Origin of the sequence: Pseudomonas sp. UBA6753 (genome assembly GCF_002453565.1) — a bacterium.
GTDB lineage: Bacteria > Pseudomonadota > Gammaproteobacteria > Pseudomonadales > Pseudomonadaceae > Aquipseudomonas > Aquipseudomonas putida_Z.
The window spans coordinates 113848-126120 of sequence record NZ_DKHD01000043.1 but is presented as its reverse complement, the minus strand read 5'-3'; the positions used below and the strand labels follow the sequence as shown (position 1 = coordinate 126120).

At 64.4% G+C, this 12273-nt stretch carries 11 protein-coding genes; 3 read left to right on the top strand and 8 right to left on the bottom strand.

The genetic code is table 11. The features are described from left to right. Window positions 1-53: 53 nt before the first annotated feature. The 5 genes from B2790_RS17275 to B2790_RS17255 form a co-directional block, all read right to left on the bottom strand. A complete protein-coding gene (locus tag B2790_RS17275; RefSeq protein ID WP_286919308.1) occupies window positions 54-866 on the bottom strand; it encodes an OmpA family protein in 813 nt (270 codons plus the stop codon). Beyond that, the gene (locus B2790_RS17270; protein ID WP_023661849.1) at window positions 863-1216 is read right to left on the bottom strand and encodes a DUF4398 domain-containing protein; all 354 of its coding nucleotides are present in this window, start codon (window positions 1214-1216) and stop codon (window positions 863-865) included. The genes B2790_RS17275 and B2790_RS17270 overlap by 4 nt, the downstream gene beginning before the upstream one ends. A 9-nt stretch (window positions 1217-1225) precedes the next feature. Further along, window positions 1226-2047, bottom strand: a complete 822-nt coding sequence (locus tag B2790_RS17265) for a substrate-binding periplasmic protein (RefSeq protein ID WP_286919307.1) — start codon at window positions 2045-2047, stop codon at window positions 1226-1228. Window positions 2048-2235: 188 nt separating this feature from the next. Continuing rightward, entirely contained in the window at window positions 2236-3165 is a 930-nt protein-coding gene (locus tag B2790_RS17260; protein WP_013973453.1) for an electron transfer flavoprotein subunit alpha/FixB family protein, read from the bottom strand. Further along, on the bottom strand, window positions 3166-3915 hold the full coding sequence (locus tag B2790_RS17255; RefSeq protein WP_025339979.1) for an electron transfer flavoprotein subunit beta/FixA family protein: 750 nt from the start codon (window positions 3913-3915) through the stop codon (window positions 3166-3168). 537 nt (window positions 3916-4452) lie between these two features. Here B2790_RS17255 and B2790_RS17250 point away from each other — a divergent pair. After that, window positions 4453-6135, top strand: a complete 1683-nt coding sequence (locus B2790_RS17250) for an electron transfer flavoprotein-ubiquinone oxidoreductase (protein WP_286919306.1) — start codon at window positions 4453-4455, stop codon at window positions 6133-6135. Between the two features lie 231 nt (window positions 6136-6366). Here B2790_RS17250 and B2790_RS17245 read toward each other — a convergent pair whose 3' ends face one another. The 3 genes from B2790_RS17245 to B2790_RS17235 form a co-directional block, all read right to left on the bottom strand. Beyond that, a complete protein-coding gene (locus B2790_RS17245; RefSeq protein WP_286919305.1) occupies window positions 6367-7692 on the bottom strand; it encodes an MFS transporter in 1326 nt (441 codons plus the stop codon). A gap of 72 nt (window positions 7693-7764) precedes the next feature. Continuing rightward, a complete protein-coding gene (locus B2790_RS17240) occupies window positions 7765-8244 on the bottom strand; it encodes a histidine kinase (protein WP_075045851.1) in 480 nt (159 codons plus the stop codon). A 168-nt stretch (window positions 8245-8412) separates the two neighbouring features. Further along, window positions 8413-8889, bottom strand: coding sequence for a sigma-70 family RNA polymerase sigma factor (locus tag B2790_RS17235; RefSeq protein WP_286919304.1), 477 nt, complete (start codon window positions 8887-8889; stop codon window positions 8413-8415). 245 nt (window positions 8890-9134) lie between these two features. On the opposite strand from B2790_RS17235, the gene B2790_RS17230 reads away from it, so the two are divergent. Further along, on the top strand, window positions 9135-10307 hold the full coding sequence (locus B2790_RS17230; protein ID WP_286919303.1) for an efflux RND transporter periplasmic adaptor subunit: 1173 nt from the start codon (window positions 9135-9137) through the stop codon (window positions 10305-10307). Further along, window positions 10308-12272 carry a MacB family efflux pump subunit gene (locus B2790_RS17225; protein WP_274120804.1) on the top strand — a complete coding sequence of 655 codons (1965 nt, stop codon included), beginning with the start codon at window positions 10308-10310 and terminating at the stop codon, window positions 12270-12272. The last annotated feature ends 1 nt before the right edge of the window (window position 12273 follow it).

Genomic DNA, 12273 nt, shown 5'->3' with positions numbered 1-12273 from the left:
AGCGGCCTTGTGTCGCGAAAGGACCGCAGAGCGGTCCCCGGCATTTCAAAGACTCAGCGCGCCGGCGCCAGCTTGCCCTTGTCATCGGAGAACACGATCTCCACCCGACGATTCTGCGCCCTGCCCCGCTCCGAGGCATTGGCCTCGATCGGGTACTGGTCGCCATAGCCCTCGACCTGCAGCCGCTTCTCGTCGATACCCAGGTCTACCAGCATGTCGGCCACGGCCTGCGCCCGATCACGCGACAGCTTCAGGTTGTCCTCCGCCGGGCCGGTGCTGTCCGTATAGCCCTCGATCCGCACCACCCGGCGCGGGTTGAGCTGGAGGAACTGCACCAGCTTGAGCACGGTACGGCTGGCCGAGTTCTTCAGTTCAGCCCGACCGGTGTCGAACAGCACGTCCCCCAGGGTCATCACCAGACCACGATCGGCCTGCTCCGAGGCCAGCGCGGCGATCTGCGACTCGACCCACTTGCCCTGCTGCTGAACACTGGCCAGCTTGGCCTCGCGCAGGGCCAGCTGCAGGCGCTGGCGCTCCAGGTCGAGCTTGGCCTGGCGTTCCTGGTTCAGCGCCAGCTTGGCATGCTCGCTGGCAATTTCGCTGTAGCGCTGGCTCAGGTAGGCGTAATGGCGCACGTCGGCACCGGTGCCGATGTAGCTGGACAGGCGCTCGGCACGGGCCAGCGACTCGCCTGCGCGAATCACGTCACGCGGCGCACTGCGCAACACATTGGAATCATCCTTGACCTTCTGGAAAGCTGCAGTGGCATCATCCAGCGCTGCGCTGCTGCGCTGGCTGGCGCAACCTTGCAAACCTGCCGCCAGCGCCAGCACTGCCAGCGCGGCCAATGGCACACGACGGATCATGGCTGCACCTCCAACTGCTTGCGCAGGCGCTGGACCCGCGACTGCAGCAGTTGCAGCTGCTCTTCGCTCTTCTGGTTCAGCACCTGGGCCTCGGCCAGGCGCGCATCCAGTTCGGCCTGCTCGGCACGCATGCGCGCATCGCGGTAGTCTTCGGTGAGCATGTTGGCCTTGGCCCGGGCCAGCTTGTCTTCAGCCAGCTTGAGCGCATCGACCTGCTCGGTGGCACCGACGGCCCTGGCCTGCTCCAGTGCCTGTTCGGAAATGCGCATCTGCTCGTTAGGGGCCGGATCGTTGGCGCAGCCAGCCAGGCCGAGCACGGCCAGGGCAAGGATTAGTGGTTGGGTTCTCACGCAATCTTCCTAGTGTTTGGGGGCGTCCGACGGCACCTGCAGCTGCGCTTTCCAGCGCTCGACATTACGTTGCAGCACGGCCTCGGATGCTCCGGAGATCGGCAATTCTGTCAGTTTTTTCGCTAATTGCCCACGCAACCAGCTGTCATTGCAGGCCGAATTGTGCGACAGGGCCAGGTACAGGCCCGGCCGATCCACCGGCAGGCCGCGGGCGATCAGGTCATTGCTCATGCCCAGGCCCTGGGCCATGGCCATGCCCGAATAACGGCCAGCGAGCACATAATCCACCTGACCGAGCACCAGCTTCTGGAACGCCTGGGTCAGGTTCTGTGCCGGCACCAGCTTCAGCTGGGCCTTGGCGAAAGCGGTAAAGGCCGGGGTCAGCCGCGCACGCTCGGACAAACTGCCCTGGTACTGGGCCAGGTCCGCCGGGCCCTCGAAGGCCAGTGTGGCGTCGTGACGCGTCCACACCAGGTATTCGTTGAGCTGCAGGGGCGGATGGATGTAGTCCAGCGCGGTCAGTTGCTCCACCTGCATGGGGGTGTCGAGCAGCAGGTCCATGCGCCCGCTACGTACTTCTTCCAGCGCCTGGTCACGACGGCCGGCGCTCAGCACCTCCACCTTCACGCCCAGTTCGCCAGCCACCTGGCGCAGCAGATCGACGTTGGCGCCGATCAGGTGTTTCGGGTCGTTCGGGTCCTGCCACGAATAGGGCGGCGCATCAGGGCTGCCGGTTGCCACCAGGCGTTCGCACTTGCCTGCCGCCATGGCCAGCGGCGAAACCAGCACCGCCATGCATGCCAGCACCCTGCCTGCTTTACGCAGCACCATTGCTCACTCCTTGTATTGCTTTGCCCGGCCCAATCGCCGGCAAGCCAGCTCCCACAGGTACAGCACCGCCCTTGAGAACTGCGCTGTACCTGTGGGAGCCGGCTTGCCAGCGATCGGGCCGGAACTGACCACAAAAAAACCCGGCCCCCTGTACGAGGGCCGGGTTCTTTATAAGTGAAGCAGGCGGATCAGACCAGCTTTTCCAGCTCCGGAACCGCTTCGAACAGGTCAGCGACCAGGCCGTAGTCGGCTACCTGGAAGATCGGCGCTTCTTCGTCCTTGTTGATCGCCACGATCACCTTGGAGTCCTTCATGCCGGCCAGGTGCTGGATCGCGCCGGAGATACCGACGGCGATGTACAGCTGTGGCGCAACGATCTTGCCGGTCTGGCCGACCTGCATGTCGTTCGGCACGAAGCCGGCGTCGACCGCGGCGCGCGAGGCACCGACGGCAGCGCCGAGCTTGTCGGCCAGGCTGTACAGGTGCTTGAAGTTGTCACCGTTGCCCATGCCACGGCCGCCGGAAACGACGATCTTGGCAGCGGTCAGCTCTGGGCGGTCGGACTTGGCCAGCTCTTCACCAACGAAGGCCGAGATGCCGGCGTTGTGCGCAGCGCCAACGGCTTCGATGGCAGCCGAACCACCTTCGGCGGCCACGGCGTCGAAGCCGGTGGTACGCACGGTGATGACCTTGATGGCGGCGCTCGATTGCACGGTGGCAATGGCGTTACCGGCATAGATCGGGCGCTTGAAGGTGTCGGCGGACTCGACCGAGATGATCTCGGAGATCTGGTCCACGTCCAGCAGCGCGGCAACGCGCGGCAGGATGTTCTTGCCGTTGGTGGTGGCCGGGGCCAGCACGTGGCTGTAACCCTTGGCCAGCTCGACGATCAGCGGCGCAACGTTTTCCGGCAGCACATGGGCGTAGGCAGCGTTATCGGCAACCAGCACCTTGGCCACGCCAGCGATCTTGGCTGCGGACTCGGCAACGCCGCCCACGTTCTGGCCTGCGACCAGCACGTGCACATCACCACCGATCTTGGCGGCAGCGGCAACAGTGTTCAGGGTGGCCGGGGCTACGGCACCGTTCTCGTATTCAGCGACAACCAGGATAGTCATTTAGATTACCTTCGCTTCGTTCTTCAGCTTCTCGACCAGTTCGGCCACCGATTTGACCTTGATGCCAGCGCTGCGGGCAGCCGGGGCTTCAACCTTCAGGGTCTTGTTGGTGGAGGCGAGGGAAACGCCCAGCGCGTCTGGAGTAACGGTCTCCAGCGGCTTCTTCTTGGCCTTCATGATGTTCGGCAGCGACGCGTAGCGTGGCTCGTTCAGGCGCAGGTCGGTGGTGACGATGGCCGGCAGGTTCAGTGCAACGGTCTGCAGGCCGCCGTCGATTTCACGGGTGACGTTCAGCTTGTCGCCAGCCACTTCCACCTTGGAGGCGAAGGTGCCCTGGGCGAAGCCGGTCAGCGCAGCCAGCATCTGGCCGGTCTGGTTGTTGTCGCTGTCGATGGCCTGCTTGCCGAGGATGACCAGCTGAGGCTGCTCTTTGTCGACAACGGCTTTCAGCGCCTTGGCCACAGCCAGGGAATTCAGTTCGTCAGCGGCTTCGACCAGGATGGCACGGTCGGCACCCAGGGCCAGGGCGGTACGCAGTTGCTCCTGGGCAGTGGTCGGGCCGACGGAAACGACGACGATCTCGGACGCGACGCCCTTTTCCTTCAGGCGTACGGCCTCTTCCACGGCGATTTCGCAGAAGGGGTTCATGGACATCTTGACGTTAGCAAGGTCGACGCCGGAGTTGTCCGCCTTGACGCGAACCTTGACGTTGTAGTCGACCACTCGTTTGACAGCTACAAGAACCTTCATGGATTCCTCGTTACTCTCCGGTGAATAGATAGTCGCCAGGGGCAGAGCCCTGCGATGCGCGTGGGTACAAGGGCACCTCTAAAAACGTACCGGGAGGCGGTAACTTCACAGTGACCGAACAGTCTTGTCCGGACTCTTGCGACAAATACTCACGGGTCATTTTCTGTCGTGGCGTGTAAACTCCACTACAAACCGGCCCAAGGCCGCAAAACCCTGCTCCACACCTGGTCTTTAGAGGTGTACCTGCGCCCGGCTGCAAGCCTACGGCGAACGTAAAACCGCTCGTATCTTGACCGTAACACCCAATCCGGTCAATACGGCAAATCGGTCACCCTCCAGCCGCGTTCCTGTGATTTTACTGGCCTGCGGCAAATTCAAACAAACGTTTGTATTGGACCCGCCAAGTGGTGTAGATATAATGCGCGGCCAAGACAAAACGGTGTAGTCCGTCATTTGCCCAGCTACAGTTCCGCCGTTGCGTAGAACCGCTGCGAATGCCCCGCGCACCCATAAGACAAAGCAACAGCACGAGCCTTGATGAGTAGGAGAGAACCAGTGGAACGCGAATACATGGAATTCGACGTGGTCATCGTCGGCGCCGGCCCGGCGGGCCTGTCCGCCGCCTGCCGCCTGAAGCAGAAGGCCGCCGAAGCCGGTAGCGAAATCAGCGTCTGCGTGGTGGAAAAAGGCTCTGAAGTCGGCGCCCACATCCTCTCCGGCGCGGTGTTCGAACCCCGCGCCCTGAACGAGCTGTTCCCAGACTGGAAAGAGCTCGGCGCGCCGCTGAACACCGAAGTGAAGCGTGACGACATCTACGTGCTCAAGGATGCCGGCAGTTCGACCAAGGTGCCTGACCTGTTCGTGCCCAAGACCATGCACAACCAGGGCAACTACATCATCTCGCTGGGCAACCTGTGCCGCTGGCTGGCCCAGCAAGCCGAGAACCTGGGCGTGGAAGTCTACCCGGGCTTCGCCGCCCAGGAAGCGCTGTTCGATGAAAACGGCGTGGTGCGCGGCATTGTCACCGGCGACATGGGCGTCGACCGCGAAGGCAACCCGAAAGATGGCGTGTACACCCCTGGCATGGAGCTGCGTGGCAAGTACACCCTGTTCGCCGAAGGTTGCCGTGGCCACATCGGCAAGCAGCTGATCAAGCGCTTCAACCTGGATAGCGAATCCGATGTGCAGCACTACGGCATCGGCCTGAAGGAAATCTGGGAAATCGACCCGGCCAAGCACGAGCAGGGCCTGGTGGTGCACACCGCCGGCTGGCCGCTGGACGTGATGGCCAAGGACAACACCGGTGGTTCGTTCCTCTATCACCTGGAAAACAACCAGGTGGTGGTCGGCCTGATCGTCGACCTGTCCTACGCCAACCCGTACCTGTCGCCGTTCGACGAGTTCCAGCGCCTCAAGCACCACCCGGTGATGGCGCAATATCTCGAAGGCGGCAAGCGCATCAGCTACGGTGCCCGTGCCATCTGCAAGGGCGGCTTCAACTCGCTGCCGAAAATGGTCTTCAACGGCGGCGCGCTGATCGGCTGCGACCTGGGCACCCTGAACTTCGCCAAGATCAAGGGCAGCCACACCGCGATGAAGTCCGGCATGCTGGCCGCCGAAGCGGTGGCTGACGCACTGCTCGCCGGCAGCGAAGGCGGTGACCAGTTGAACGGCTACGTCAGCGCCTTCAAGGCCAGCTGGTTGTACGAGGAGCTGTTCGCCAGCCGCAACTTCGGCCCGGCCATGCACAAGTTCGGCCCGCTGCTGGGCGCGGCGTTCAACTATGTGGACCAGAACTGGTTCGGCGGCAAGCTGCCGTTCACCCTGCACGACACCAAGCCGGACTACGCCTGCCTGAAGCTGGCGGCCGAGTCGCAGAAGATCGACTACCCGAAACCGGACGGCAAGCTCAGCTTCGACAAGCTCAGCTCGGTATTCCTCTCCAGCACCAACCACGAAGAGGAACAACCCTGCCACCTGAAGCTGACCGACCCGAACGTGCCGATCGCCAGCAACCTGCCGCTGTACGACGAGCCGGCCCAGCGCTACTGCCCGGCGGGCGTGTACGAAGTGGTCACTCAGGAAGACGGCAGCAAGCGCTTCCAGATCAACGCGCAGAACTGCGTGCACTGCAAGACCTGCGACATCAAGGACCCGGCCCAGAACATCACCTGGGTTACCCCTGAAGGCGCTGGTGGGCCGAACTACCCGAACATGTAAGGCCCCTGCTCTTGCGGTAACGAAAAGCCCCCGGTTCTCACGAGCCGGGGGCTTTTTGTTTTACCTGTACCGGCCTCATCGCCGGCAAGCCAGCTCCCACCTCGACCGCATCGACCTCGAGCCATGCGCTATCCCTGTGGGAGCGACTGCCTTGCTCAAATTCTAAAAGTTGACGCGATCCCCTGTGGGAGCTGGCTTGCCGGCGATGAGGCCAGAACAGACAACAGAAAACTATTTTTCGCCACACATTACCGGCATCGGCTCCGCGGCAAACGCCAATGGCTCCCGACGCCCGAAATACAAGGCCGTCAGCAACCCCACCGTACCCATGACCAGACAAAAGCCGACACACACCCACGGGCTCCACGGCATCAGCGCAATCAGCGCCAGCGGTGTGGTGCTGGCCCAAAGCGCGTAGGCCACGTTATAGGTAAAGGAGATGCCCGACACGCGGATCTCGGCCGGGAACAACCCGACCATCACTGACGGCACCACGCCCACCACGCCGCAGGACAGGCCCGCCAGCGCATAGGCCAGCCAGGTCATGCCCCACTGCCCCACCAGGCTGGCATACAACGCGCCGATGCCCACTGGCAGCAACAGGCTGTAGAGCATCAATGCGCGCCAGGCGCCTGCACGGTCGACCAGCAGCCCGGCCAGCACGCAGCCGATGTTGAGGAAGACGATGCCCACGCTGCTAAGGGCAAAGGTGTGCCCGGCACTCATGCCGAAGCGCTGCTGCATCACTGTCGGAGTAATCACCACCAGCACCACCACGGCGGAAGTCAGCACGCAGGTCAGCAGCGCCGCCGGGATCAACGCCCGGCGGTGTTCGCCCAGCACCCGCCGCAGCGGGAAGCTCACCGGCTGCTCCTGGCGCGCGCGCAGGGCAAGGAACACCGGTGTTTCGCTGAGCCAACGACGCAGCCACACGCCGATCACGCCGAATACCCCGCCGAGCAGGAACGGGTAGCGCCAGGCGTAGTCGAGGATTTCCTGCGGGGTGAACACTTGTGCCAGCAAGGTCGCGGTCAGTGCCCCCAGCAGATAGCCAAAGGTCAGGCCGGCCTGCAGGAAGCCCAGGGCATAACCGCGCCGCCCGGCTGGCGCGTGCTCGGCGACGAAGGTCCAGGCGCTCGGCACCTCGCCGCCCACCGCCGCGCCCTGCAGGATACGCAGTGCCAGCAGGATCAGCGGCGCGGCATAGCCGATGTCGGCGTAGGTCGGCATCACACCGATCAACAGGCACGGCAGGGCCATCATCAGGATGCTCAGGCTGAAGACCCGCTTGCGTCCCAGGTGGTCGGCGAAGTGCGCCATCAGGATGCCGCCCAGCGGCCGCGCCAGGTAGCCGGTGACGAAGATTCCGAAGCTTTGCAGCAGGCGCAGCCATTCGGGCATCTCGGGCGGGAAGAACAGCTGGCTGAGGGTCAGCGCAAAGAATACGAAGATGATGAAGTCGTAGATTTCCAGCGCGCCGCCCAACGCCGCCAGGCCCAGGGTCCGGTGGTCGCCGCGGCTGAACCGGGGCGGGCGAGCGGTATCGATGGCAGTCATGGCAGGGTCCGCAAATCGGCAAAGGGCAAGAGGATAGCAAATAGCTGCCCCCTTGCCCTGCCCGCTGCGGCTTTAGCGGTTGAACATGGTGTTGACGAAATTGGCCTTCGGCCGTGGCCTTACCGTGGCAGCCGGCATGGCGCCCGGCAACGGCAGCTTGCCGACCAGCAGCGGCGTATCGATGATCGCCATGAACGCCTCCAGTGCCTCGTTGTCGGGCACCTGGGGCAGGCTCAGGCTGACGGCCTGGCGCTCGGTCTGCGGCACCAAGGGCACTTGCAACTGGGTAGAGTGATAAAGCAAGGCGTGCTGGATCTGCGTGCTGACGCGACAGAAGCGCGCCAGGTCGACCCCGACATGGCTGGCCAGCTCGATATTGCCCAACAGCAGGTGGAAAGGCTGCAAGGCACTCAGCACCAGGCGCTGCAACTCCTCGAAGCTGTCCACTGGCGCTATCCGGTAGTAGCCCAGGCCGTTGAGCAGCCGCTCCAGTTGCAGGCGCTGGCAGGGGTGTGCGTCGGCGATGAGGATGCGCAGGGTCTTGTTGGCCATGGCGGGACCTGGGCAGTTGGGTAATGGGTAGGCTCCATGACCATACTGCGCCAGTAACGGCTGCTGCCAAGGCTACGCCTGGCAGGGGTCTTCTTTGATAGAAGTCGGGAAAACCGTGGAAATCAAGTGATCGACTGACGGAATTTTCATCTGCATTCAACCCGGCGATCAGGATTCCCAGTCGCGCATGCGCACCCGGCAGTGCTTCATGGCATTGACGATGTGCTTCTCCACCAGGCTGCGGGAAATACCCAGGTGCTCGGCAATCTGCTGGTGTGACAGGCCTTCGAGCTTGCGCAGCAGGAAGCAGTCGCGGCAGACCTTGCTCAGCTCATCCAGCGCGCGCTGCATCAGTGCCAGGCGCTGGTCGAGCTGCATGTCGTGGGTCGGCGCCGGGGTATGCCAGCGCTCGTCGCTGTCCAGCACCTCCAGCGGCTCGGCCTGGCGTACCTGGTGCCGCCGGTGGCGGTCGACCACCAGGTTGAGCGCGGTGCGGTAAAGGAAGGCACGCGGGTGCTCGATGCGCTCGGCGTCGGTGCGTTCCAGCACCCGCAGGTAGGCATCGTGCGCCACGTCTTCGGCGGCCTGACGATTGCCCAGGCGCGCGGAAAGGAAGCCCACCAGTTCGCGATAGTAATGTTCCACGACGTTACCTGAGATCGTCCTGCCAGCCTATGCCAGAAAGCCCTTTCAGGCAGCAACGCGGGACCGAGTGATGTCAGCGTGCGATCTTACAAATTATAATTATTCTCAGCAACAAGGGTATGTCTTGGGAGATTTCACAGGCGCCACAACCCTGTCGCCATGCACCTGTCAGCCCCTGCCCAATATTCGCTAAATCCCCTTCTGCCGCTTTCGTCTATCTGGCACCCCCTCGGCTGGATGTCTGCATGAGACCTTTAACCAACACCCGTCGCCGGCTCCTGCTCAGCGGCCTGGGCCTGCTCGGCCTGGGCTGCCTGCTGGCCTGGAAGGCCCTGCCCTACGGCGCACAGCCGCTCAGCACGGTTGCCGTGACCCGCGCCGACATCGAAAGCAGCGTCACCGCACTGGGCACCCTGCAACCAAGGCGCTACGTGGACGTCGGTGCGCAGGCGTCGGGGCAGATCCACACCCTGCATGTGGAGGTTGGCGACACGGTGCGCAAAGGCCAGCTGCTGGTCGAGATCGACCCTTCGACCCAGCAGGCCCGGCTGGATGCCGGCCGCTACTCGATCGACAACCTCAAGGCCCAGCTGGCAGAACAACGCGCGCAGTTCCAACTGGCCCGGCAGCAGCTCAAACGCCAACGCGACCTGGCCGCCGCCGGTGCCACCCGCGACGAAGACGTGCAAACGGCCGCCGCACAGCTGAAAGTCACCCAGGCGCGCATCGACATGTTCCAGGCGCAGATCCGCCAGGCCCAGGCCAGCCTGCGCAGCGACGAGGCCGAGCTGGGCTACACGCGCATCTACGCGCCGATGGACGGCACGGTAGTGGCGGTGGATGCCCGTGAGGGGCAAACCCTCAATGCCCAACAGCAAACCCCGCTGATCCTGCGCATCGCCAAGCTCTCGCCGATGACCGTGTGGGCCCAGGTGTCGGAGGCCGACATCGGCAAGGTCACCCCGGGCATGACCGCCTACTTCACCACCCTGGCCGGCGGCAAGCGCCGCTGGACCAGCACCGTGCGGCAAGTGCTGCCGATCCCGCCCAAGCCCCTGGAGCAGGCCAGCCAGGGTGGCGGCAGCCCGGCCAGCGTCAGCAATGGCAGTGCCGGCAACCAGGTGGTGCAGTACAGCGTGCTGCTGGATGTCGACAACCCGGACGGCGCGCTGATGGCCGAGATGACCACGCAGGTGTTCTTTGTCGCAGGCAAAGCCAGCCAGGTGCTGACCGTGCCACTGGCCGCGCTGGACGACGGCGATGGCCTGCGCCTGGCGCATGTGCTGACCCGCGACGGCAAGGTGGAACAGCGCCAGGTACGCACCGGCCTCAGCGACCGCCTGCGCGTGCAGGTGCTGGACGGCCTGAACGAAGGCGAACGCCTGGTGATCGGCGCCCCTGGCGTCAGCGGAGGTTGAATGAGCACACCCCTGATCGAGCTGGTCGACATCCGTAAATCCTACGGCGGCGTCGAAACGCCCAAGGTCGATATCCTCCATGGCATCAGCCTGCGCATCCATCCCGGCGAGTTTGTCGCCATCGTCGGCGCCTCCGGCTCCGGCAAGTCGACCTTGATGAATATCCTCGGCTGCCTCGACCGCCCCACTTCCGGCAGCTACCGCTTCGCCGGCAAGGATGTGGCCGAACTGGGCAGCGACGAACTGGCCTGGCTGCGCCGCGAGGCGTTCGGCTTCGTGTTCCAGGGCTACCACCTGATCCCCTCGGGCTCGGCCCAGGAAAACGTCGAAATGCCGGCCATCTATGCCGGCCTCGCCGCCAGCGAACGCCACGCCCGTGCCAGCGCCCTGCTCGGCCGCCTGGGCCTGGCCAGCCGCACCGGCAACCGCCCGCACCAGTTGTCTGGCGGCCAGCAACAACGGGTGTCGATTGCCCGGGCGTTGATGAATGGCGGCCATATCATTCTCGCCGACGAACCCACCGGCGCCCTCGACAGCCACAGCGGCACCGAAGTGATGGCGTTGCTCGACGAGCTGGCCAGCCAGGGCCACGTGATCATCCTGATCACCCATGACCGCAACGTGGCGGCGCGGGCGCAGCGCGTGATCGAAATTCGCGACGGCCTGATCATCAGCGATTCAGCCGCCGAAAAGCCCACGGTCGACAACGGCCGCGGGCTGCAGGCCGACCAGCTGCGCCAGCGCCTGGACCGTGGCGCGACCTTGCACGGGGCGTGGAAAGGCGAATTGCTCGAAGCCCTGCAGGCGGCTTGGCGGGTGATGTGGGTCAACCGCTTCCGCACCGCCCTGACCCTGCTGGGCATCGTCATCGGCGTGGCCTCGGTGGTGGTGATGCTGGCAGTGGGCGAAGGCAGCAAGCGCCAGGTCATGGCGCAGATGGCAGCCTTCGGCTCGAACATCCTCTACCTGAACGGCAAGCCGGCGAGCCTGGGCGAGCAGGCCGGCACCATCACCCTCGACGATGTCGCTGCCATCGGCCAACTGCCGCAGGTCAAGCACGTGATGCCGGTGATTGGCGAAAAGATGATGGTGCGCCACGGCAACAACAGCCAGCGGTTCTATGTGGGTGGCAACAACACCGGGTTCCCCGAGATTTTCAACTGGCCGGCGGTGCAAGGCAGCTTCTACACCGAGGCCGATGAAGCCAACGCTGCCGCGGTGGCGGTGATCGGCCAGAAAGTGCGGGAAAAGATGCTCGACCCTGGGCGCGACCCGCTGGGGCAGTACCTGCTGATCGGCAATGTGCCGTTCCAGGTGGTCGGCATCCTGGCCGGCAAGGGCGCCAGCTCTGGCGACCAGGACAGCGACGGGCGCATCGTGGTGCCCTACTCCGCCGCAGCCATCCGCCTGTTCGGCCAGCGCGACCCGGACTACATCGCCGTTGCCGCCCTGGACTCCACGCGGGTCAACGAGGCCGAAGCGGCCATCGACAAGCTGCTGCGCCAGCGACACAACGGCCGCCAGGACTTCGAGCTGACCAATGACGCGGCGCTGATCCAGGCCGAGGCGCGCACGCAGAACAGCCTGTCGCTGATGCTGGGGGCGATCGCCGCGATCTCGCTGCTGGTGGGCGGCATCGGCGTGATGAACATCATGTTGATGACGGTGCGCGAGCGCACCCGTGAAATCGGCATCCGCATGGCCACTGGTGCGCGCCAGCGCGACATCCTGCGGCAATTCCTCAGCGAGGCGGTGATGCTGTCGATGGTCGGCGGCCTGGCCGGCATCGTCCTGGCCCTGGCCATCGGTGGCGGCCTGATGCTGGCCGAAGTGGCGGTGGCCTTTGCCCTGCCCGCCATGCTCGGCGCCTTCGCCTGCGCCGTCGTCACCGGCATCGTGTTCGGCTTCATGCCAGCGCGCAAGGCCGCCCGCCTCGACCCGGTCAAAGCCCTTACCAGCGAATAAC